A 21,756-nucleotide genomic window follows, 5' to 3' on the forward strand; every position below is an offset into this window, starting at 1 on the left:
GCGACCAGGAACTGGAACGTACACTCGCCGCACTGTGGTGGTCGGCACTGGCCGCAGGCTTGTCCATGGGGCTGTCGCTCATGGCCATGGGCCTGTTCTACGCTCGCCTGCCGGAGGGGGACAGTGCCCAGGTGGTCGCCAGCATCGGCTACAGCGCTGGCTTCCTTGCAGTGATACTGGCGCGTCAGCAGTTGTTCACCGAAAACACCCTGACCGCCGTGTTGCCGGTAATGACCGCCCCTACCCTGGCCAACTTCGGGCGCCTGCTGCGCCTTTGGGGCGTTGTACTGCTTGGCAACCTCGCCGGCACCTTGCTGGTGGCCTGGGTAATGCTGGAACTGCCGATCTTCGACAGCAAGACCGACGTGGCCTTCCTGGAGGTGGGCCGCAAGGTCATGAAGAACGATATCAGCCAGATGTTCGCCAAAGGCATCGTATCGGGGTGGATGATCGCCACGATGGTCTGGATGATCCCGTCGATGGAACACGCCAAGATCTGGATCATCCTGATGATCACCTACCTGATGGCCCTGGGCGACTTCACCCATATCGTGGTCGGCTCGGTCGAGGTGTCCTATCTGGTCTGGGCCGGCGATGAAACCTGGAGCAGCTTCTGGCTGGAGTTCGCGCTGCCGACACTGTCGGGCAACATCATCGGCGGCAGCTTCATCTTCGGCTTGATCAGCCATGCACAGGTGCGCAGCGACAGCGGCAAACCGCCCTCACGGCTACTGAAAGAGGACCGGCCACCCTCCCCGCGCCGCAACAACGGCAACAAATGAACTTCAGCGTGCCGCCACCACGCGCTCGTTCGCCTGGCCGCGCTGACGCACAGGCCGCGGCTGCCACCAGTTCTGCCCGGCGTGCGGAGAGTCGAGGCTGACCCGCTCCCCCATCTGCGGCGTGCTCAGGCGCACCTGTGCCTGGTTGGCCAACGCCAGGATGCGCTCGAACGGCTCCTGCCAGCCATGCATGGACAGGTCGAAGGTGCCGTTGTGAATCGGCAACAGCCAGCGCCCGCGTAGATCCAGATGGGCCTGCAGGCTCTGCTCCGGCTGCATGTGCACATCGGGCCAGGCGACGTTGTAGGCCCCGGTCTCGATCAGGGTCAGGTCGAACGGCCCGAAGCGCTCGCCAATCTGCTTGAACCCATCGAAGTAGCCGGTATCGCCACTGAAGAATACCCGCACATCCTCGTCGACGATCACCCACGACGCCCACAAGGTCCGGTTGCTGTCCAGCAGCCCACGCCCTGAAAAGTGCTGAGCCGGGGTGGCGACAAAGCGCACACCCTCGACCTCGCTTTCCTGCCACCAGTCCAGCTGCCGCACCTTTGCCGGTGCTACGCCCCAGGTCATCAGCAGGTTGCCTACGCCAAGCGGCGCCAGGAACACACTGGTGCGCGGTGCAAGTTGGCGAATCGCCTGTTCGTCAAGATGATCGAAGTGATCGTGGGACAGTACCACCGCAGCCAACGGCGGCAACTGGTCCAGCGCCAGGGGCGGCGCATGGAAGCGCAGTGGGCCGGCCCACTGCACCGGCGAGGCGCGCTCGGCGAATACCGGGTCGGTAATAAAGAAGCGCCCGCGCAGCTTGAGCAGTACCGTGGAATGGCCCAGGCGCCAAAGGCTGCGGTCGGGCGCATCGAGCACCTGCTGGCGGGTCATGGGCTGGAGGCTGACCGGGGTGGCCGGCCGGGTTTCCGGCGGTTTGCGCAGGAACAGGTACTTGAGCCCGATGCGCAGCTTCTTCAATACGCCATCCTGTGGCAACGACGCCTGATTGTGAAAGCGCCCTTCCCGCTGAGGCGCCGGCTCGCCGGCAGGGTTGGCCAAAGGGACCATCAGCAACACTCCGAGCAACAGGAAAGCCTTCATGTTACCCCACAGTGATCGGATCAACCGTGAATTGGCTTGTAAGGTCATTTTTCGTCGATGAAACACTGTTCAACAATATTCATGCGAGTTATGCGATAAACGGTGCTTCAGCAGAAGAACGATGACCAAGATGGATAAACGCAGCGGCAAAGGCCTTTCATTCGCCAAACGCATCTACCTGCCGCGGGTCATCGGCCTGGGGATCGGCCTGTTCAGCGTCATGGCCGCCATGGCGCCGCTGTCACCGCCCACCTGGGCATGGCTGCTGGTACTGTTCAACGGCCTGGTATGGCCGCATGTGGCCTACCTGTGGGCCGCCCGTTCAGCAATGCCCTACCAGGCAGAACAGCGCAACCTGGTGCTGGACTCCCTGATGGGTGGGTTCTGGACCGCCGCCATGCATTTCAATCCATTGCCCAGCGTGACCGTGCTGTCGATGATGACCATGAACAACGTCGCCGCCGGCGGCAAGCGCATGGTCGTTCGCGGGGTGCTGGCCCAGCTGGCGGGCATGCTCGTCGCGATCCTGCTGCTGGGCCCCGGCCTGCAACTGAATGCGACGCCCCTGCAGGTCTATGCCTGCCTGCCGATGTTGACCCTCTACCCGCTGGCGCTGGGCTGGGTCTGCTACCAGTTGGCGATCAAGCTGGCCGACCACAAGCGCCGGCTGAGCACCCTGAGCCTTACCGACAGCCTGACCGGTCTGCTCAACCACGGCGCCTGGAAAGACCTGCTGCTGCTGAAGTTCCAGGCTTGCCAGCAGCAACAGGGGCACGCGGTGATTGCCCTGATCGACATCGACCACTTCAAGACCATCAACGACACCTTCGGCCACGTGGTCGGCGACTGTGTGCTGCGCCAGCTCGGCGCCGAGCTGCGGCGCAATCTGCGCGAAGGCGACCAGGCCGGGCGTTACGGTGGTGACGAATTCTGCGTGATCCTGCCGGACACCAGCGAGGCCCAAGCCTGCCAGGCCATGGAGCGCCTGCGCGAGCAGGTCGCCAGCTACCGTAACCCGCAGTTGCCGCACCTGCGCATCAGCCTGAGCATCGGCCTTTCGGCATTCGAGGCCGACCTGGAGTCACCCGAACACTGGCTCGAACAGGCGGACAAGGCGCTGTACACCGCCAAGCATGCCGGACGCGACCAGGTCAATTTTGCCCACAGAGACGCTGCGGCGCTCAGGCTGGCCTATCCTGATTGAACCTCCTTCCTGACCAACTGGCGGGAGGCTGCCTGAAGGAGCCGCTCGCGCATGGCCAGGACCGCCAACCTTCCACCCGCCAGCCCCACACCACACTTCCAGGTGCGTCGCCTGATTGCCGGCTTCAGCGCAGTTTTCGGTCTGGCCTGCCTGATCATCCTCGGCGCCCTGTTCAATATCGCGGGTACTCTTGACCATCAGGAACGCCAGCGCAGTGCCTCGCAGGCAACCAAGGCGCTGGAGCAACGGCTGCTCGCCTCGCGCCAGTTCCTGTCCAGCTATGCCGTGTGGGATGCTGCCTTCGAACACCTGGCGGGCCAGGCCGACTGGAAATGGGCCTACGAAGAAAAGAACGTGGGCGAGTCGCTGTACAGCGCCAGCGGCTATGAAGGGGTGTTCGTGGTGGAGGACGCTCGCACCACCTACGGTTTGTTCAAAGGCCAGCCTACCCAGGCAGCGGCCAATACCTATATTGATGCAGCGCTGCAGCCAATCATCGACCAGGCTCGGGCGGCGGCCATCCCACGTGAACAGATCACCCGTTTCGTCCTGTTCAACGGTTGGCCGGCAGTGCTCAGTGCCGCGGCGGTGCGCCCGGACCGGGATGTCACCGATAGTGAGGTGCGCCAGGCGCCGGTGATGCTGTTCGTCGACCAGCTCACCGAGGAAAAGCTGGCACAGCTGAGCAGCGGTGCCGGCCTGACCGGCATGCATGTGGAAAACGATGATGTGCGGGAGCACGGGCACCTGCGCATCGACCTCGGCGATACCGGCTACCACCTGTCCTGGAGCAGCCCGCTGCCAGGACACCAGTTGCTGCGTGCAGTGTTGCCGCCGCTGGCGGGTGCCTTGCTGATACTCGGCCTGGTCATGCTGTACCTGTTCCGCCATGCCTTGCGCAGTTCGCGGGCGATCGACCTCACGCTCGCCGATCTGCAGCAGAGCAACCAGGCCCTGGAGGCCAGCGAGCAGCGTTTTCGCGCGGTGGCCGAGTCGGCCTCCGACTGGATCTGGGAAACCGATCGGCAACAACGCCTGACCTACCTTTCGCAACGCTTCGTCAATGTCACCGGCTACCCGGTGGACGACTGGCTCGGCCACCCGCTCAACCAGTTGCTGGCCTGCGATACCACGCCGCTCTCGCCGTGGCTGGATGCCCTGGCCGCGGCCGACCCGCAACAACTGGCCAACCTGCGCTGCACCTACCGCGACCAGAATGGCCAGAACCGCTACTGCCGGATATCGGCCCGCGCCATCTGGTACGACGGCAAGCCCGTCGGTTTTCGCGGCACCGCCAGCGACATCACCGACGAAGTCGACGCTCATGCGCGCATCCAGCACCTGTCGCTGCACGACCCGCTGACCGGGCTGGCCAACCGCAACAAGCTCGCCCGGCACCTCGAGCAGGCCTTGTTGCGCGGCAGTGATTCGCCGCCACTGACCTTGCTGCTGCTGGACCTGGACAACTTCAAGCCGATCAACGACTCCCTCGGCCATGCCGCCGGTGACGCCGTACTGCAGGAGGTAGCAACACGCCTGCGCGACAGCACCCGCGATGGCGACCTGGTCGCGCGCCTGGGCGGCGACGAGTTCCTCCTGGTGCTTGGCGGCATGGACAACCGCAGCGAGATCGACCGCTTCTGTGCGCGCCTGATCAGCCTGCTGCAACAACCGATCATCTTCGATAACCAGCCCCTGCACGTTGGCGCCAGTATCGGTGTCGCCCAGACCCGTACCCAAGGCTTCGATGCCGGCGAGCTGATCCGCTGCGCCGATATCGCCCTGTACCAGGCCAAGGCCGACGGCAAGTGCACCTGGCGCTATTTCGCTGCCGAAATGAACCAGCAGATCCAGTACCGCCGCCAACTGGAGAACGACATGCGGCGGGCCCTGCGCAACCAGGAATTCGAGCTGCACTACCAGCCGCGCTATCGCCTCAGCGACCTGCGCATCGTCGCGGTCGAGGCTTTGCTGCGCTGGCAGCATCCGCAGGAGGGGTTGCTGGGGCCGGACACCTTCATTCCGTTGGCCGAACAGAGTGACATCATTGTTGCGCTGGGCCGCTGGGTGCTGCGCGAAGCCTGCCGCACCGCCCATGACTGGCCCGCCGATGTACTGGTTTCCGTGAACCTGTCACCGGCGCAGTTCCTGCGCAGCGATGTGGTGGCCGATGTACGCGAGATCCTGCTGGAAACCGCCTTCCCTGCCCAGCGCCTGGAGCTGGAAATTACCGAGAACGTGATGCTCAATGACATCGAAGGCGCGCTGGGCACCATGCTGTCGCTCAAGGAGCTGGGGGTGCGCCTGAACATGGACGACTTCGGCACCGGCTACTCGTCGTTGGGCTACCTGCGCACCTACCCGTTCGACAGCATCAAGATCGACAAACGCTTCATCGGCGGGCTGAACAACACCGCTGGCAGCGACCGCGCCGTGGTCCAGGCCATCATCAACCTGGGCGAAGCGATGGGGCTGACGGTGACGGCCGAAGGGGTGGAAAGCGAGCAGCAGCTCAGGGCATTGCAGAAGGACCGTTGCCATGAAGTGCAGGGCTATTACCTGAGCAGGCCGCTGGACAGTGCGGGGCTCGAGGCGTTGTTGCAGCAGGCATCCCAGCGTTCGGCGCCCTACCTGTAGCGCGCGGACGTAACTGTCTTGTCCAGGTTTGATACTTGCACATCCCCTGTGGGAGCGGGTTCACCCGCGAAGAATGCAACTCGGTATATGGCACCGGCTTCGCCGGTGTTCGCGGGTGAACCCGCTCCCACAGTGATGGTGCAGGTTTTCGGTATTCGAGCGAGGCAGTTACTCCGCTATTACAGAGCGGAATTCCGCTGCAAGCTGCGCTCTGCCACGATTTCCGGCAGGTCGCGCCGGCGCAGGTAGGTGCGCAGCGGTTCACCGATGTTCAAACGGTCATCCACATGCTGCTCCAGCAACAGCGCCAGCCGTTCGCGGCACAGGGCCATGCGCTGCCCTTGCTCGGGCCGCCAGACAAACTCGTTGCAGGGCGTGATGCTGGCGTCGGCCACGTCCATGCCGAACGAATCTTCGGAAAAACGCACGATGTGCACACCGCGCTTGCCATGAAAACCGACGAAGCCCTTGAGCTGGTCGGCAGCGTTGCAGATGTCTTGGGAAGTGATGGCCATGACGTAACCTCGCAATGAAATCGGAAGATACGCACGCCAGGCGGGGGTGGTTGCCTCTGCCGGGCAACTCGTGACTGGCAGCCTAACGCAGGCCGTCGCACAGGCGCCACGCTTTTCATCAATCAGCGGCCACCGTCAACCTGCGAATGCAGCACCTCGCCCAGCCACTGCATGAAGGCCTGCACCCGGCGTGGCACGTGCCGTTGCCGGGCATACAGCAGTGACACGGGCATGGCCGGGGCCTGCCAGCCTTCCAGTACCGAAACCAGCTCACCGCGCTGCAGGTGCTCGGCCACGCCCACCGCCGGCACCTGGATCAACCCCAGCCCGGCCAGGCAGGCCGCCGAGTAGGCCTCGGCATTGTTGACCGTGACCACTCCGGCCATGGCCTGGAAGTGCAGTTCACCGCCCTGCAGGTATTCGAAACCGGCACTGCGCCCCCCAAGGGTGCGCACGTAATGCACCAGGTGGTGCTCGGCCAGGTCCTGCAGCGTGCGCGGCACGCCACGGCGGGCCAGGTAGGCAGGGCTGGCACAGTTGCGCATGCTCAGTTGCCCGACCGGGCGCGCCACCACGTCCAGGTCATGCAGGGCACCAATGCGCATCACACAATCGAAGCCTTCACGCAGCAGGTCGACCTGGCGGTCGGTGCAACTGAGCTCCACCTCCAGGCGCGGGAAGCGCTGCAGAAACTGCGGCAGCGCCGGGATGATGACCCGGCGGGCCATCATGGTCGGCAGGTCGACCCGCAGGCGCCCGGCCAGCTCGGCGTCGTCGGCGCAGAACAGGCTCTCGATCTCGTCCATGCCCGACAGCAGGTCCTTGCTGCGCTCGTACAGCAAGGCGCCATCCTGGGTTGCCTGCACCCGGCGGGTGGTGCGGTTGAACAGCTGCGTACCCAGCAAACGCTCCAGCGCCCTGACCTGCTCCGACACGGTCGAACGGGGCAGCCCCAGGCTCTCGGCAGCCAGGGTGAAACTGCTGACCTCGCTCACGCGCACAAAGGTGCGCAACAACTCCAGCTTGTTCACTTGAACCTCGTCTATCCGGTTTTACCGAACAGTATTTCCATATTTGCTGGATTTAACAGCACAACACCGACCAATAACCTGTGCTCATCAGCCCACCATGAGGTTTTCACCATGACCCGCAAGATTGCCCTGATCACTGGCGCCAGCCGCGGCCTGGGCCGCAACACTGCCGAACACCTGGCCGCACGCGGCATCAATGTCATCGGCACCTACCACAGCAAGGCCGAGGAAGCCCAGGCCGTGGCCGTGCGGCTGGAGCAGGCCGGGGTCAAGGCCGCCATGTTGCAACTGGACGTCAGCGACAGCGCCAGCTTTGCCGGCTTCGCCCAACGCCTGGGGGCAACCTTGCAGCAACACTTCGGTCGCGAGCGTTTCGACTTTCTGGTGAACAATGCCGGGATCGGCTTGAACGTGCCATACACCGAAACCAGCGAGGCGCAGTTCGACCAGTTGCTGAATATCCAGCTGAAAGGACCGTTCTTCCTCACCCAGCGCCTGCTGCCGCTGCTGGTCGACAATGGCCGCATCGTCAACATTTCCACTGGCCTGGCGCGCTTTGCGCTGCCGGGGTATGCCACCTATGCCGCGATGAAGGGGGCGATGGAGGTGCTGACCCGCTACCAGGCCAAGGAACTGGGCGCGCGTGGTATTCGCGTGAACATTCTGGCGCCGGGGGCGATCGAGACGGACTTTGGCGGCGGCGTGGTGCGGGACAACCGCCAGGTGAATGAATACATTGCCGGCAACACGGCGCTGGGGCGGGTGGGCTTGCCGGATGATATCGGGGCAGCGATTGCGCTGTTGCTCGAAGATGGCAATGGCTGGATCAACGGGCAACGGCTGGAGGTTTCAGGCGGGATGTTCCTCTGAAATCGAGAATCTGGGGCCGCTTTGCGGCCCATCGCGACGCAAGGCCGCTCCTACAAGAATACGCAATCGCACGGGGAATACGCGATCGCCTGTAGGAGCGGCCTTGTGTCGCGATGGGCTGCTCAGCAGCCCCCTTGGCCCTCACGGCTGATTCTGCTCCTCATGCACCTGCACACTGGCCGTCATCCCCGCACTCAGGGTCACGCCCTCCGGCACCTGGTCCAGGCGAATCCTCACCGGTATCCGCTGCGCCAGGCGCACCCAGTTGAAGGTCGGTTCAACCTCCGGCAGCAACTGGCTGTCGGGGTTGCTGTTGCGGTCGGTGATACCGCGGCTGATGCTCTCTACATGCCCTTGCATCGGCTCGCCTGCGCCCATCAGCCAGACCTTCACCGCATCCCCCACACGAATGCGCGGCAGCTTGGTTTCCTCGAAGTAGGCCTGGATATAGAAGGTTGAATCGTCCACCAGGGCCATCACCGATTCCCCGGTGTTCACATAGTTGCCCTCGGCCAGGCGCAGGTTGGTGATATGCCCGCTGCGCGGTGCCCGCACTTCACTGCGCGCCAGGTTGATTCTGGCAACCTGCAACTGTGCCTCGGCCTCATGCAGCTCACCACGGGCGATGGCCGCATTGATCTGGGCGTTTTCCCGCAATTCGGCACTTATCGCCTCCGGCCCAAGGGCGGTACGCCGGGCCGCTTCACGCTCGCGCAGGCGCAGTTGCTGACTGCGGGTCTCGGTCACCGCGCTGGCCTGGTCGAAGGCCGCCTGGAAGCGTTCGCGGTCGATGCTCATCAGCAGGTCGCCGGCCTTGACCTGCTGGTTGTCACGGGCCTTCAGCTCGCGCACCCAGCCGGACACATCAGGGGCGATCACCACCACATCGGCGCGCACACGGGCATCGCGGGTCCAGGGGGTGAGCATGTAGTACTGCCACAGCTGATAGCCGGCGAACACGGCAAGGGCCACTACACACAAGGTGACCAGGGTACGTACGGCCGCACGCATCGAAACACTCCTTTATAAAGCTCCCAGCAGTCGCACCACCAGGAACAGCACACAAACGAACAACGCCGCGTCGAACAGCGCTTCATGCCAGATCCAGCGCCCCAACGGCGTGGCCTGCACCAGCAGACGCAACAACCCGGTAAGCACCAGCGCCAGCAACACATAAACAAGGAAGGGGCTGAACAGCACGCCGCCCACTTCCCACTCACGCAACCCCATGGGCTTCCTCCTGCCAGTGGCACCACTTGCCCCAGCTCTTCTGCAGTTGCAGCACCGCCCCTTCGGCCAACCGCAGCGGATCGCTTGAGGGTAGACGGCGCAAGGCGCCAATGAACTGTTCGCTGGCGGCATCCAGGCGCTGACCTCGCCCGGGCGCCGGCCCCTTGGCCAGCACGGCCTCTACCTGCTGCAGGTATTCGCGCTCGGCCCGCCCCAACGGGGCTTGGGCAACCGCCAGGCACATGCGCAGGTGCACCAGTTCGTCGCCGATATCCAGGCCGTGCAGGCCGTCGTCCCAGCGCTTGCGTTCGCTCTCGGGCAGTTCGCCGGCATGCCGCGCCAGTTGCATCAGGCGGTCGGCCATGCGCCCGCCAAACCAGCTGTCGGCCCCGCGCAGGTCGCGCCGGGTCAGGCGCACCAGGTCGTTCTGGGTCGCCGCACGCAGGCGCCGGCCCAGCCAGGCCGGGTGGCGGAACACCAACAAACGGAAGGCCATCACCGCCGCCGATACACCCACCAGCATGGCCAAGGCACTGTTGAGCATGGTGGCCACGCCGAACTGCATGGCGTTGAGCGGCGACACCAGCACGATGAAATGCAGGCAATAGGAGGTGGCCGTGGCCCCGGTCCGCGGGTGAGCCATGCCCAGCGCGCCAAGAAACAGCGGCACGCCCATGCCCAGGCAGAGCATGGCGAAGCTGCTCCATTGCGGCAGCAGAATCTGCCCGACCAGAAACGCCGCAGGTATCGCCAGGAAAATCCCACGCAAGAAGCTCAGGCCGATCTGCGCGCCGTTCTCGCGGCTGGCGAACAGGCTGCAGACCACGCAGGTCAGCACCAGGCCACCTGGTGCCGAAGGCCAGGCGGTGGCCAGCCAGAAGCCACTCATTACCAGAAAGGCCAGCGCACTGCGTGAGCCGAACAGCAAAGCCAGCGACCAGTCGCGGTGCGCGGCCAGGCCTTGGGACACATCTTTGGGCGCCCTGCCCGCCTCCACATCGTCCAGCGCCTGGCTGGCAGCCATGGCGTAGTCCAGCAGCAGCGCCATGCGCGCCAGGCAGAAGTGCTCCGCCGGGCTGATCTGTTCATCGTGGGCAGCATCCCAGATGCGCTGGCGCAGCAACAACAGGCTCGGCTGGTCGGGCTTGCCCAGCAGTGCACGCACTTCCTCCAGCCAGGGTGCCAGGCGTTCGGCCTCGCGCTCATCAAGTTGCCGCCACTGCCGGCGCACCGAACGGGAAATGCGCAACAGCACCATCAGTTTCTGGCTCAGGCCACGAATGGCGCGAGCGCGCTGGCGCCCGCGGTTGCCTTCGAACCAGGCGTGTTCGCGTTGGCTGTCGATGGCAACGATACGCCCCAGGCTTTCCAGCAGGCCTTTGCGCGCCTCGTCTTCGCCGCCCAGCATGGCACTGGCGGCCTGCAGGCCGTTCTGCCAGGCCTGGCGGGCCTGCCCGCCCAGTTGCTGCTCTACCCGCATGGGCCAGAGCAAGGCACTGCTGGCGGTGGCACAGAAGATACCCAGGCAGATCTCGGTGCAGCGCGCCACGGCCTGGTCGAACACCTGCAACGGGTGGTCGATGGCCGGCAGGGCAATGATCGCCGCGGTGTAGCCTGCCAGCACGAAGGCATAGGCCCAGGCGCTGCGCAGTTGGGTGGAGGCGGCGGTGCACAGGGCCAGCCACAGGGCCAAGGTGAGCAGGAACAGCCATGGGGTCTGGGCAAACAGGCCGATGAACAGCACCGACGCAAACGTGCCGACCAAGGTACCGGCCAACCGCGCCAGGCCCTTCTGCACCACCATGCCCGACAACGGCTGGGCGACGATGAAAGCGGTCATCAGTGCCCAGGACGGTTGCTCCAGCCCCCAGCGCATCGCCAGCCACAGCGCCAGGCCGCCACCGAGCAGGGTCTTGATGGCGAACTTGAGGGCGAGGCTGCTGGGGGCGAACAGGGCCTGGAGGGTGATGGGCACGAGACGGACCTTGCGGGGATAGTCTTGTAGAAAGATAGACAATTGGGGAAAGGATAAAGCGGAAACGATTAATTAGCTAGCTAATCATCTTTGTTGTGGACAGGCTCTCCTGCGCTGCCCTCTTCGCGGGCACGCCGCTCCCACATGGGACCGCGCACAGTCCGAATCCTGTGAAGTCATTGTGGGAGCGGGTTTACCCGCGAAGAGGCCGGTACAGGCAACACAAAAATTGCAGGCAAAAAAATGGGCGACCGAAGTCGCCCTAAATGCCTTGCGTGCTCGTGTACCCGGAAGGTCAGCGCGGCTTGCGCTTGTTCGAGTCCTTCCAGATGAAAATGCCCAGACCGGCAAAGAAGACGACCATCAACCCGACCGTTACCACTCCGGCGATAACCACGTTGTCGAAGAACATGCTGGCCTCCCCATTCGTTTGCCGTTGTCCGATGGGTGCAAGTTAACCAATGTGGGGGCGGGGAAAATTGATCGGTGTCAATGGTGCCCGGGGCCGGGCACGCGAGGCGGGTGCAGGGTTGACCTGCGTCAAGTTTCAGCGCTTCTTCGGTTTGCCCTTGGGCTTCTTTTTCTTGGCGGTGTTCAACGGCAGGGCCTGCTCGAACGCATTGCGCATCTCGTTCAGGCGCTTTTCCTTGAGGTCGTGGACGCGCTTGGCGCGTTCGGCATCGAAATCGATGAGGTTGTCTTGGCTCATGGGTGGGCTCGACGATCAACTGAGACTTGCATGATGAAGCCAGGCGCTGGCGCTGACCAGCCCCATGTCAGACTTCGATGTCCACCAGCAGCCCCTGGCGTACATGCTCGCCCATCAACGGCGCCACCGGCACGGTGTTGTCGGCGTTGACCTCGTCACCCGGCATCGCACTGTAGCGTTCGTCGTCGCCCTTCTGCCGGCGTTGCTGCTGGCGGCGCTGCTCGTCGCGCAGCAGCAGCGCCTGCTCCTGCGGGTCACGCTGGTGCTTGAGGTCGATGGCACTTTCACCGGATGCAGGCTGCGTCGGCACCACCGGCTTGATGTCGGGTGTCGGCTTGACCGGGTCCTGTTGCGAGGTCACCGGCGCGGCACTGAGCGGAATGATCGGTGGCAGCATGGACGTTCTCCTATGCCCCCTGTATCGGCAGGCGCGGGATTATCTTGATGGCAGGCACAACACTTATTCGGCTTCGTCGTCAGGGTCGTCGTCGCTTGGCGGGCTGGCCTCGCTCCAGGGCCGCTTGTACACCTGCTGCCAGACCGCGTCCATGTGCTCGCGCAGCACCTGCGGCGCGGCCTTGAGCGAAGCGCTGTCCTCGCGCTCACCGCCGATCGGCTCTTCACCCGCCGGGGTGATCAGCGACTGGCCGGTGATGCTGTAGCTGGCCTGCCCTTCGCGCATCTCGATGGCGATGTCGTGCGGGTCGATGCCACCGCCGCAGAAGGCGTGGCTGGCGACCGTCACCTCGGCGACGCCGTCCTTGTTCAGGTCGCCGACATCGCTTACGTCGTTATAGAAGTCCACGTCCAGGTCCAGGCCCGGGCAGGTGGTTTCCTGTTCGATCTGCCAGCGCGCCTTGAACGCGTCGTTTTCGGCGGTGCGCCCGTAAAGCGTGGCCTTGAGTACCACCTTGTCCACTTCCTGCTCGCTTTCCGGGTCGCTGGCCTGGCCATCGCTGCGGCTCAATACCAGCAGGCCTTCACCGTCGCGGTCACGAAAGTGCACGCTCTTGATCGGTGTCTGCACACCCAGTACCTCGAGCTGCTCGATCGGGATGGCGGGCAAGGTCTCGAAGTTTTTCTGCTCGCAGGCGGCCAGCAGCAACAGGCTGCCCACGGCCATCGAAGTGCTGATCCAGCGGTGCTTGGCAGACATGTTGATCCGGGGCCCTCGTCGGCAGCACGGTGGGGGGCGATGAAGCGGCTAGACTGTTGCTACCTATCGCACTTCGGCACCTTTCGATGCGCTCGGCACTTTGGTCTGACCGGCCGATCCGTTAACATAACCGGCTTTTTCATCGCGGGAGTTCAGGCAGTATGGCGCAGCAGTATCAACCGGGGCAACGCTGGATCAGCGACAGCGAAGCCGAGCTCGGCCTGGGTACCATCCTGGCGCAGGATGGCCGCCTGTTGACCGTGCTCTACCCGGCCACTGGCGACACCCGCCAGTATTCCCTGCGCAATGCGCCGCTGACCCGCGTGCGCTTCTCGCCAGGTGACCAGATCACCCACTTCGAAGGCTGGAAGCTGACCGTGCGCGAGGTCGAGGACATCGACGGGCTGATGGTCTACCACGGCCTGGACGGGCAGAACCAGCCGCGCACCCTGCCGGAAACCCAGTTGTCGAACTTCATCCAGTTCCGCCTGGCCAGCGATCGCCTGTTCGCCGGGCAGATCGACCCACTGTCGTGGTTCAGCCTGCGCTACAACACCCTGCAGCACACCAGCAAGCAGATGCAGTCGGCGCTGTGGGGCCTGGGCGGCTGCCGTGCCCAACCCATCGCCCACCAGTTGCACATCGCCCGCGAAGTCGCCGACCGCAGCGCGCCGCGCGTCTTGCTGGCCGACGAAGTGGGCCTGGGCAAAACCATCGAAGCCGGCCTGGTGATCCACCGCCAGCTGCTGTCGGGCCGTGCCAGCCGCGTTCTGATCCTGGTACCGGAAAACCTCCAGCACCAGTGGCTGGTGGAAATGCGCCGCCGCTTCAACCTGCAGGTGGCCCTGTTCGACGCCGAGCGTTTCATCGAAAGCGACGCCAGCAACCCGTTCGAGGATGCCCAGCTGGCGCTGGTGGCCCTGGAGTGGCTGGTCGACGACGAAAAGGCCCAGGACGCGCTGTTCGCCGCCGGCTGGGACCTGATGGTGGTGGACGAAGCCCACCACCTGGTCTGGCACGAAGACCAGGTCAGCGCCGAATATGGCCTGGTCGAACAGCTGGCCCAGGTGATCCCGGGCGTGCTGCTGCTCACGGCCACCCCCGAGCAGCTCGGCCAGGACAGCCACTTCGCCCGCCTGCGCCTGCTCGACCCCAACCGTTTCCACGACCTGGCCGCCTTCCGCGCCGAGAGCGAGCACTATCGCCCGGTGGCTGAAGCCGTACAGGAACTGCTCGACGAAGGCCGCCTGTCGCCCAAGGCCCACGCCACCATCCAGGGCTTCCTGGGTGCCGAAGGCGAAGCCCTGCTGGCCGCGGTCAGCGACGGCGATACCCAGGCCAGCGCGCGCCTGATCCGTGAGCTGCTAGACCGCCACGGCACCGGCCGCGTGCTGTTCCGTAACACCCGCGCGGCGATCCAGGGCTTCCCTGAGCGCCAGCTGCACCCTTACCCACTGGCCACGCCCGAGCAGTACCGCGACCTGCCAGCCGGCGAACACGCCGAGCTGTACCCGGAAGTCGCCTTCCAGGCCCAGGGCGAGGTGGCCGACGACGAGCGCTGGTGGCGTTTCGACCCGCGCGTCGACTGGCTGATCGACACCCTGAAGATGCTCAAGCGCACCAAGGTGCTGGTGATCTGCGCCCATGCCGAAACCGCGATGGACCTGGAAGACGCCCTGCGCGTGCGCTCCGGCATCCCGGCCTCGGTGTTCCATGAAGGCATGAGCATCCTCGAACGCGACCGCGCCGCCGCCTACTTCGCCGACGAAGAGTTCGGCGCGCAGGTGCTGATCTGCTCCGAGATCGGCAGCGAAGGCCGCAACTTCCAGTTTGCCCACCATCTGGTGATGTTCGACCTGCCGGCGCACCCCGACCTGCTCGAACAGCGCATCGGCCGCCTCGACCGTATCGGCCAGAAGCACACCATCCAGCTGCATATCCCGTACCTGCAGGACAGCCCGCAAGAGCGCCTGTTCCAGTGGTACCACGAAGGCCTCAACGCCTTCCTCAACACCTGCCCTACCGGCAACGCCCTGCAGCACCAGTTCGGCCCGCGCCTGCTGCCGCTGCTCGAAGGTGGCGAAAGCAAGGCCTGGGAAGCCCTGGTGGCCGATGCCCGCAGCGAGCGCGAACGCCTGGAAGCCGAACTGCATACCGGCCGTGACCGCCTGCTGGAGCTCAACTCCGGCGGTGCCGGCGAAGGCCAGGCGCTGGTCGAGGACATTCTCGAACAGGACGACCAGTTCGCCCTGCCGATCTACATGGAAACCCTGTTCGACGCCTTCGGCATCGACAGCGAAGACCATTCCGAGAACGCCCTGATCCTCAAGCCGAGCGAGAAGATGCTCGACGCCAGCTTCCCGCTGGGCGACGACGAAGGCGTGACCATCACCTACGACCGTGGCCAGGCGCTGTCGCGCGAGGACATGCAGTTCCTCACCTGGGAGCACCCGATGGTGCAAGGCGGCATGGACCTGGTGCTGTCCGGCTCGATGGGCAACACCGCTGTGGCGCTGATCAAGAACAAGGCGCTCAAACCCGGCACCGTGCTGCTTGAACTGCTGTTCGTCAGCGAGGTGGTGGCACCGCGCAGCCTGCAACTGGGCCGTTACCTGCCACCGGCGGCATTGCGCTGCCTGCTCGACGCCAACGGCAACGACCTGGCGTCCCGCGTGGCCTTCGAAACCCTCAACGACCAGCTGGAAAGCGTGCCACGCGCCAGCGCCAACAAGTTCGTCCAGGCACAGCGCGACGTGCTTGCCCAGCGCATCAGCAGTGGCGAGGCCAAGGTCATGCCGGCCCACGTCGAGCGCGTGGCCGAGGCCCAGCGTCGCCTCACAGCTGAAGCCGACGAAGAACTGGCGCGTCTGATCGCGCTGCAAGCGGTCAACCCGAGCGTGCGCGACAGCGAGATCGAAGCGCTGCGCAAGCAGCGCGAAGAGGGCCTGGCGATGCTGGAAAAGGCCGCCCTGCGCCTGGAAGCCATTCGCGTGCTGGTGGCTGGCTAATACAGGTCAGACACCGCCGCCTTTGTGGGAGCGGCCTCGTGTCGCGAAAGGGCCGCAACGCGGCCCCAGGATTGACGCGCAATAGTTGAAACTGCTGGGGCTGCTTTGCAGCCCTTTCGCGACACAAGGCCGCTCCCACAGGGGGGCCAATTTTTAGAACCCGTGTACATATTCCAGCCTGCGATCAGGTTCATAACCAAATCGTAGAAATCAATGTGCCATTAGTCAGGAAGGGTTAAACACCTCTTCCTATACTGCCTCTGGACAGTCTGCACAGGGTTGTAGCGCAGACGAGTGAAAACTCGATCATGAGGCATTCCATGGAATGGCTGGGGCTGCAACTGTTCGCCGACCTGCCGGCAACCGGGCGCATCGTCATTGATTGCCGGCATGAACCGTTCCTGGTTCTGCTCGCCTACTTCGTCGCCTGTGCGGCCTGCTTCGCCACTCTGGACATGGCCGAGCGCCAATCCCACAGCGAAGATCCCACCGCCCACCGACAATGGAACATGCTCGGTGCCTGCTGCCTTGCTGGTGGCATCTGGGCCATGCACTTCATCAGCATGCTGGCCTTCCAGGCGCCAGTTGAAGTGCATTACGACGCGTCCCTGACCATCCTTTCGCTGCTCATCGCCCTGGCCGTCGCCTGGCTGGCCATGCACAGCCTCGACCGCAGTCAGATGCACACACTCCATTACCTGCAAAGTGCGGTACTGATCGGCCTGGGTATCATCGTGATGCATTTCGTAGGCATGGCCGCTCTGGAAACCGGCGCCCGCCAGTACTACCAGTCCGGCCTGCTGCTGGCCTCGGCCACCATTGCCCTGCTCACCAGCCTGACCGCGCTGTACCTGGCCCGCTACTTCCGCCATGGCAGCGGTACCCTGCACCAGGCCATGAAGTACGGCGCCAGCCTGCTGATGGCCGGCGGTATCGTCGCCACCCACTTCACCGCGATGTCGGCCATGACCCTGGTCATCCCGGCAGACACCGCCCTGCGCCTGCCCTCTGGCGATAACAGCCTGCAACTGGCGCTGGGCATCGGCTTCATCACCCTGCTGATCAGTGCTGCCAGCATCAGTACCGCGCTGGCCGACAAGAAGCTGCAAAGCAAGGAGCACGACCTGCGCCGGGTCAGCGTGCTGCTCAGCCAGCTCGACCAGGCCCGCGCGTCGCTGCAGCAGGCCGCGCACTACGATGCCCTGACCAGCCTGGTCAACCGCCGCGGTTTCAACCAGGTGTTCGCCGAACGCCTCGCCGAACACCAGGCCACGCAAAGCCACCTGGCAGTGATGTTCCTCGACATCGACCATTTCAAGCGCATCAACGACAGCCTCGGTCACGACGCCGGTGACGAACTGCTCAAGGTGATCGCCAGCCACATCAAGGCCGCCACCCGCAACCACGACCTGGTCGCACGCTTTGGCGGCGACGAGTTCTGCGTGGTCACCAGCCTCAACAACCGCGACGAAGCCCGCCACCTGGCCCAGCGCATCATGCAGAGGATGAAAGAGCCCATCAACCTGGGCGGCCGGCGCATGGTCATGACCACCAGCATCGGTATCAGCATCTTCCCCGACGACGGCACCACCGCCGAAGAGCTGCTCAAGCATGCAGACCTCGCCCTGTACCAGTCCAAGGGCAACGGGCGCAACAGCCTGAACTTCTTCAACGACAGCCTGAAGACCCAGGCCTCGATTGCCCTGCAACTGGAAGAGGAACTGCGGGTGGCCCTGCTCGAGGAGCATGGGCTGTGCGTGCACTACCAGCCGATCTTCGACCTGCGCAGCAGGCAAGTGGCCAAACTGGAGGCCCTGGTGCGCTGGCGACACCCGCAACACGGCCTGCTCGGGCCCGATCGTTTTGTCGCCATCGCCGAAGCCAACGGGCTGATCATCGACCTCGACCTGTGGGTGCTGCGCCACGCTTGCGCCGACCTGGCCTACCTGCAGCGCCACGGCCATGGCAACCTCAAGGTCACGGTCAATTGCTCGGCCGTCACCCTCAGCCACGATGAACTGCCCAACGAAGTGGAAAAGGCGCTGTTCCACGCCGGGCTCGCATCCCGGCAGCTGGAACTGGAAGTGACCGAGAACGCCCTGATGGGTGATATCCAGCGCACGGTCAACCTGCTCAAGCGCGTGCGCGCCCTGGGCGTGGCGCTTTCGATCGATGACTTCGGCACCGGCTACTCGTCACTGGCCTACCTCAAGCGCCTGCCGCTGGACGTGCTGAAGATCGACCGCAGCTTCCTGCAGGATGTGCCGGGCAGCCAGAAGGACCGCGAGATCGTCCAGGCGATCATCGTCATGGCGCATACCCTGCATCTGCAGGTGGTCAGCGAGGGCGTGGAAACCGCCGAACAGCTGGCGTTTCTCGAAGCCCACGGCTGCGACTACCTGCAGGGCTACCTGCTGGGCCGCCCGGAGCCGCTGGCCGAACTGCGCTCGCTGCTGGAGCGGCTGCAGCACCAGGGCGGCGTGTTCAGCCCTTGCTGCGATACAGCTCAACCAGGGTCGCCGGATCTTTTTGCAGGTAACCCTGGCTTGCGTGCAGGCGCATCAATTGTGCAGCAAGGCCACTGAGCGGCGTCGCCGAGCCTTGCTCGCGGGAAAACTTGACCGCGCCATCGAGGTCCTTGAGCAGCGTGCGCACGTGCCACTTGATCGGCTCGAAGCGGCTTTCGGCCATTTGCGGAGCGAGGATCTGCAACGGTTTGGAATCGGCAAAGCCGCCCGCCAGCGCTTCGGCGATCAGCGTCGCGTCGACCCCGGACTGTTCAGCCAAGGCCACCACTTCGGCGATCACCAGGGCATTGCAGGCCACGATCATCTGGTTGCAGGCCTTGGTCACCTGGCCTGCGCCCACCGCCCCCATGTGCGTCACCCGCTGGCCGAGTACCTGCAGTACCGGGCGCGCACGCTCCAGGTCGGCCGCCTCGCCACCGACCATGATCGCCAGGGTGCCGGCTTCGGCCCCCGGCGTGCCGCCGGAAACTGGCGCGTCCAGCCAGGCCATGCCGCACAGCGCTGCCAGTTCGGCGGCCATTTCACGGGTGGCGGTTGGCTCCAGGCTGGAGAAATCGATCAGCAACTGGCCGCTGCGTCCGCCCTGGGCGATGCCTTGCTCGCCGAACACCACTTCGCGGACCACGGCCGTGTCGGCCAGGCACAGCAGCAGCATGTCGCTGTCGCGGCACAGTTCGGCAGGGCTGCTGGCCAGGCGCGCGCCGGCGGCGACCAGTGCAGCGCACTTGTCCGGGCTGCGGTTCCATACCGTCAGCGGGTAACCCGCGGCCAGCAGGCGGCGGCACATGGGCAGGCCCATCAGGCCGATGCCGGCGAATCCAAGCGAAGGTAGTTTTGAGTTCATCAATGACTCCGGACAAATTCGATATCGATCCGGGCCGCTTTGCGGCCTTCGCGGGCGCGCCCGCTCCCACGGGACCAGCGCTGGTCTGAAGAGCAGCATCTGACCTGTGGGAGCGGGCATGCCCGCGAAGGGCTGCAAGGCAGCCCCCATTACGCATTCCGTAAACTGTTACCGCCACGCCGAATTGTTACTTCCCTCTACCCGCCTTGAGCGCCTTCGAGCACCAGAACGGGGCTGCTGCGCATTTTCGCGCACCAAAAGCGATCACGCCTCTGCCGGGGGCTTCACCTGGATCACGATGAACGGCGAAACCACCACCGCCCAGATCTCTGGATCGCGGCTTTGCAGGTCATGGGCCTGCTCGGCGGTCACCGGCCCAACAGTGCCATCACTACGCCACTTGGCGAAGATCTCGCTGCGATTCTCGGCCATCGCCTCGGCAACGGCGATCAGGTCGAGGCTCGGGTCGACCCAAATCAGGTCACCCTTGGCCCAGAAACGCTCCAACGCTTTCCACTCGATGATTGCCGTCTCGCCAAGCAATTTGGCATAGAGGGTGCTTGTTTGATCAGTCATGGGTGGTTTCCGCAAAAATCGGCCAATAAAAAAGGTCGGCATTTTTGCAGAAAAACCCGGTTTCAAATATGTAATTTGGTCGATTGATCCCGAACTTGTGGGGCGGGGTCGCAGATGCAGGCAGTTTGATGGCGCCTTTCTGTATCTTTGTGTCGACCATGCGACAACCCAGGAAGCAGGCACTTTTCGACCGCTTTTCAAGCGCTCGAACAGCGCTCTACACTGTACCGGTACAGTTCCGGGACATGTTCCGGGGGAAGGTGGGCTTGCGCGTTGGCATGGCCACGCCGCAAATCCCGCCCGGTCTGTAGCCCTGGCCGCCAGGACTATAAGAATTACAACAGAATGAGTGGAGCACTATGATCAAGATTTCCAAGCTGTTCGCCGCAATGGTTCTGGCAGGGGTAGCCAGCCATTCGTTTGCCGCCGATACCATCAAGATCGGGATTGCAGGTCCCAAGACCGGCCCTGTGACCCAGTACGGCGACATGCAGTTCATCGGCGCAAAGCAAGCCATCAAGGATATCAACGCCGCGGGCGGCGTGGATGGCAAGATGCTCGAAGCCAAGGAATACGACGACGCCTGCGACCCTAAACAGGCCGTTGCAGTCGCCAACAAAGTGGTCAACGACGGCGTCAAGTTCGTCATCGGCCACCTGTGCTCCAGCTCCACCCAGCCTGCGTCCGACATCTACGAAGACGAAGGCGTGATCATGATCACCCCGGCCGCCACCTCCCCGGAAATCACCGCCCGTGGCTACAAGCTGATCTTCCGTACCATCGGCCTGGACAGCGCCCAGGGCCCGGCTGCCGGCAACTACATCGCCGACCACGTCAAGCCGAAGGTGGTCGCCGTCCTGCACGACAAGCAGCAGTACGGTGAAGGCATCGCTACCGCGGTCAAGCAGACCCTGGAAGGCAAAGGCACCAAGGTTGCCGTGTTCGAAGGCCTGAACGCCGGTGACAAGGACTTCTCCTCGATCATCCAGAAGCTCAAGCAGAACAACGTCGACTTCGTCTACTACGGCGGCTACCACCCAGAGCTGGGCCTGATCCTGCGCCAGGCTCAGGAAAAGGGCCTGAAAGCCAAGTTCATGGGCCCGGAAGGCGTGGGTAACGACTCCATCTCGCAGATCGCCCAGAACGCCTCCGAAGGCCTGCTGGTGACCTTGCCGAAGTCGTTCGACGCGGACCCTGCGAACAAGAAGATCGTCGACGCCATCAAGGCTGACGGCAAGGACCCAAGCGGCCCGTTCGTGTTCCCGGCCTACTCAGCTGTCGAGCTGATCGCCCAGGGCATCAAGGCCGCCAAGTCCGAAGATACCGACAAGGTGGCAGCCGCCATCCACGCCGGCACCTTCAAGACCCCGACCGGTGACCTGTCCTACGACGCCAAAGGTGACCTGAAAGACTTCAAGTTCGTGGTCTACGAATGGCACTTCGGCAAGCCGAAGACCGAAGTCTCCCCTCAGTAACTGCGTGACTAATAGCTGACCGTAGAAGCCCACTGTGCGAGCAGTGGGCTTTGTTTTACGAGGTTCATGGGCCTGATCCCCGCGATCCGGGGGCGGGCTCACCTGAAAATCTTAAAACCGT

The 21,756-nt window shown here is 64.1% G+C and carries 19 protein-coding genes (1 of these 19 only partly in view); 7 read left to right on the forward strand and 12 right to left on the reverse strand.

Annotated elements, in window-relative coordinates:
* Window positions 1–782, forward strand: partial view of a formate/nitrite transporter family protein gene (locus ABNP31_RS20300; protein WP_350012704.1) — the 3' portion only. Its footprint begins 115 nt before the window's first position; the window shows 782 of its 897 coding nt (coding positions 116–897); its start codon lies off the left edge, out of view; the stop codon is at window positions 780–782.
* A gap of 3 nt (window positions 783–785) precedes the next feature.
* Here ABNP31_RS20300 and ABNP31_RS20305 read toward each other — a convergent pair whose 3' ends face one another.
* On the reverse strand, window positions 786–1,877 hold the full coding sequence (locus ABNP31_RS20305; RefSeq protein WP_085590165.1) for an MBL fold metallo-hydrolase: 1,092 nt from the start codon (window positions 1,875–1,877) through the stop codon (window positions 786–788).
* A gap of 130 nt (window positions 1,878–2,007) precedes the next feature.
* On the opposite strand from ABNP31_RS20305, the gene ABNP31_RS20310 reads away from it, so the two are divergent.
* Window positions 2,008–3,081 carry a diguanylate cyclase gene (locus ABNP31_RS20310; protein ID WP_085665472.1) on the forward strand — a complete coding sequence of 358 codons (1,074 nt, stop codon included), beginning with the start codon at window positions 2,008–2,010 and terminating at the stop codon, window positions 3,079–3,081.
* Between the two features lie 51 nt (window positions 3,082–3,132).
* The gene (locus ABNP31_RS20315) at window positions 3,133–5,718 is read left to right on the forward strand and encodes a bifunctional diguanylate cyclase/phosphodiesterase (RefSeq protein WP_350012705.1); all 2,586 of its coding nucleotides are present in this window, start codon (window positions 3,133–3,135) and stop codon (window positions 5,716–5,718) included.
* 179 nt (window positions 5,719–5,897) lie between these two features.
* Here the strand turns inward: ABNP31_RS20315 and ABNP31_RS20320 are convergent, their stop codons facing one another.
* Complete coding sequence (locus ABNP31_RS20320) at window positions 5,898–6,233, reverse strand: DUF2025 family protein (RefSeq protein ID WP_238066850.1); 336 nt, start codon at window positions 6,231–6,233, stop codon at window positions 5,898–5,900.
* A gap of 122 nt (window positions 6,234–6,355) precedes the next feature.
* Window positions 6,356–7,264, reverse strand: a complete 909-nt coding sequence (locus ABNP31_RS20325) for a LysR family transcriptional regulator (RefSeq protein WP_085614173.1) — start codon at window positions 7,262–7,264, stop codon at window positions 6,356–6,358.
* Between the two features lie 111 nt (window positions 7,265–7,375).
* On the opposite strand from ABNP31_RS20325, the gene ABNP31_RS20330 reads away from it, so the two are divergent.
* Entirely contained in the window at window positions 7,376–8,134 is a 759-nt protein-coding gene (locus ABNP31_RS20330) for an SDR family NAD(P)-dependent oxidoreductase (protein ID WP_085665469.1), read from the forward strand.
* Between the two features lie 141 nt (window positions 8,135–8,275).
* On the opposite strand, the gene ABNP31_RS20335 is transcribed toward ABNP31_RS20330, so the two are convergent.
* From ABNP31_RS20335 to ABNP31_RS20365, 7 genes are all read right to left on the reverse strand, one after another.
* Complete coding sequence (locus ABNP31_RS20335) at window positions 8,276–9,145, reverse strand: efflux RND transporter periplasmic adaptor subunit (protein WP_085665468.1); 870 nt, start codon at window positions 9,143–9,145, stop codon at window positions 8,276–8,278.
* Window positions 9,146–9,157: 12 nt separating this feature from the next.
* Window positions 9,158–9,364 (reverse strand): DUF1656 domain-containing protein, encoded by a 207-nt coding sequence (locus tag ABNP31_RS20340; protein ID WP_046614712.1) that lies wholly within the window; start codon window positions 9,362–9,364, stop codon window positions 9,158–9,160.
* Window positions 9,351–11,339, reverse strand: a complete 1,989-nt coding sequence (locus ABNP31_RS20345) for an FUSC family protein (RefSeq protein WP_085665467.1) — start codon at window positions 11,337–11,339, stop codon at window positions 9,351–9,353. Before ABNP31_RS20345 ends, ABNP31_RS20340 begins: the two co-directional genes overlap by 14 nt.
* 295 nt (window positions 11,340–11,634) lie before the next feature.
* Window positions 11,635–11,751, reverse strand: a complete 117-nt coding sequence (gene ccoM / locus ABNP31_RS20350; protein WP_025340347.1) for a cytochrome c oxidase subunit CcoM — start codon at window positions 11,749–11,751, stop codon at window positions 11,635–11,637.
* A gap of 135 nt (window positions 11,752–11,886) precedes the next feature.
* The gene (locus ABNP31_RS20355; protein ID WP_075046112.1) at window positions 11,887–12,048 is read right to left on the reverse strand and encodes a hypothetical protein; all 162 of its coding nucleotides are present in this window, start codon (window positions 12,046–12,048) and stop codon (window positions 11,887–11,889) included.
* A 67-nt stretch (window positions 12,049–12,115) separates the two neighbouring features.
* The gene (locus tag ABNP31_RS20360; RefSeq protein WP_085590175.1) at window positions 12,116–12,445 is read right to left on the reverse strand and encodes an aspartate-semialdehyde dehydrogenase; all 330 of its coding nucleotides are present in this window, start codon (window positions 12,443–12,445) and stop codon (window positions 12,116–12,118) included.
* 63 nt (window positions 12,446–12,508) lie between these two features.
* Entirely contained in the window at window positions 12,509–13,204 is a 696-nt protein-coding gene (locus ABNP31_RS20365; protein WP_025340349.1) for a M949_RS01915 family surface polysaccharide biosynthesis protein, read from the reverse strand.
* 161 nt (window positions 13,205–13,365) lie between these two features.
* Between ABNP31_RS20365 and rapA the strand changes: the two genes are divergently transcribed.
* Entirely contained in the window at window positions 13,366–16,212 is a 2,847-nt protein-coding gene (gene rapA, locus ABNP31_RS20370) for an RNA polymerase-associated protein RapA (protein ID WP_085665466.1), read from the forward strand.
* A gap of 320 nt (window positions 16,213–16,532) precedes the next feature.
* Window positions 16,533–18,797: a putative bifunctional diguanylate cyclase/phosphodiesterase gene (locus ABNP31_RS20375; protein ID WP_350013427.1), complete on the forward strand. Its 2,265-nt coding sequence runs from the start codon at window positions 16,533–16,535 to the stop codon at window positions 18,795–18,797.
* Here the strand turns inward: ABNP31_RS20375 and ABNP31_RS20380 are convergent.
* Together ABNP31_RS20380 and ABNP31_RS20385 are read right to left on the reverse strand one after the other, a co-directional pair.
* Window positions 18,697–19,584: an NAD(P)-dependent oxidoreductase gene (locus ABNP31_RS20380; RefSeq protein WP_075046117.1), complete on the reverse strand. Its 888-nt coding sequence runs from the start codon at window positions 19,582–19,584 to the stop codon at window positions 18,697–18,699. The genes ABNP31_RS20375 and ABNP31_RS20380 overlap by 101 nt on opposite strands.
* A 264-nt stretch (window positions 19,585–19,848) precedes the next feature.
* The gene (locus tag ABNP31_RS20385) at window positions 19,849–20,160 is read right to left on the reverse strand and encodes a DUF2288 domain-containing protein (protein ID WP_025340353.1); all 312 of its coding nucleotides are present in this window, start codon (window positions 20,158–20,160) and stop codon (window positions 19,849–19,851) included.
* Between the two features lie 359 nt (window positions 20,161–20,519).
* On the opposite strand from ABNP31_RS20385, the gene ABNP31_RS20390 reads away from it, so the two are divergent.
* Window positions 20,520–21,635 (forward strand): branched-chain amino acid ABC transporter substrate-binding protein, encoded by a 1,116-nt coding sequence (locus ABNP31_RS20390; protein ID WP_085665462.1) that lies wholly within the window; start codon window positions 20,520–20,522, stop codon window positions 21,633–21,635.
* The last annotated feature ends 121 nt before the right edge of the window (window positions 21,636–21,756 follow it).

Source organism: Pseudomonas asiatica, from assembly GCF_040214835.1.
Lineage (GTDB): Bacteria > Pseudomonadota > Gammaproteobacteria > Pseudomonadales > Pseudomonadaceae > Aquipseudomonas > Aquipseudomonas putida_Z.

Coding starts and splice junctions, on each gene's coding strand:
- ABNP31_RS20305 (WP_085590165.1), bottom strand. CDS start 1,877: ATGAAGGCTTTCCTGTTGCTCGGAGTGTTGCTGATGGTCCCTTTGGCC.
- ABNP31_RS20385 (WP_025340353.1), bottom strand. CDS start 20,160: ATGACTGATCAAACAAGCACCCTCTATGCCAAATTGCTTGGCGAGACG.
- ABNP31_RS20390 (WP_085665462.1), top strand. CDS start 20,520: ATGATCAAGATTTCCAAGCTGTTCGCCGCAATGGTTCTGGCAGGGGTA.
- ABNP31_RS20375 (WP_350013427.1), top strand. CDS start 16,533: ATGGAATGGCTGGGGCTGCAACTGTTCGCCGACCTGCCGGCAACCGGG.
- ABNP31_RS20320 (WP_238066850.1), bottom strand. CDS start 6,233: ATGGCCATCACTTCCCAAGACATCTGCAACGCTGCCGACCAGCTCAAG.
- ABNP31_RS20335 (WP_085665468.1), bottom strand. CDS start 9,145: ATGCGTGCGGCCGTACGTACCCTGGTCACCTTGTGTGTAGTGGCCCTT.
- ABNP31_RS20310 (WP_085665472.1), top strand. CDS start 2,008: ATGGATAAACGCAGCGGCAAAGGCCTTTCATTCGCCAAACGCATCTAC.
- ABNP31_RS20315 (WP_350012705.1), top strand. CDS start 3,133: ATGGCCAGGACCGCCAACCTTCCACCCGCCAGCCCCACACCACACTTC.
- ccoM (WP_025340347.1), bottom strand. CDS start 11,751: ATGTTCTTCGACAACGTGGTTATCGCCGGAGTGGTAACGGTCGGGTTG.
- ABNP31_RS20330 (WP_085665469.1), top strand. CDS start 7,376: ATGACCCGCAAGATTGCCCTGATCACTGGCGCCAGCCGCGGCCTGGGC.
- ABNP31_RS20365 (WP_025340349.1), bottom strand. CDS start 13,204: ATGTCTGCCAAGCACCGCTGGATCAGCACTTCGATGGCCGTGGGCAGC.
- ABNP31_RS20380 (WP_075046117.1), bottom strand. CDS start 19,584: ATGAACTCAAAACTACCTTCGCTTGGATTCGCCGGCATCGGCCTGATG.
- ABNP31_RS20340 (WP_046614712.1), bottom strand. CDS start 9,364: ATGGGGTTGCGTGAGTGGGAAGTGGGCGGCGTGCTGTTCAGCCCCTTC.
- ABNP31_RS20355 (WP_075046112.1), bottom strand. CDS start 12,048: ATGAGCCAAGACAACCTCATCGATTTCGATGCCGAACGCGCCAAGCGC.
- ABNP31_RS20360 (WP_085590175.1), bottom strand. CDS start 12,445: ATGCTGCCACCGATCATTCCGCTCAGTGCCGCGCCGGTGACCTCGCAA.
- rapA (WP_085665466.1), top strand. CDS start 13,366: ATGGCGCAGCAGTATCAACCGGGGCAACGCTGGATCAGCGACAGCGAA.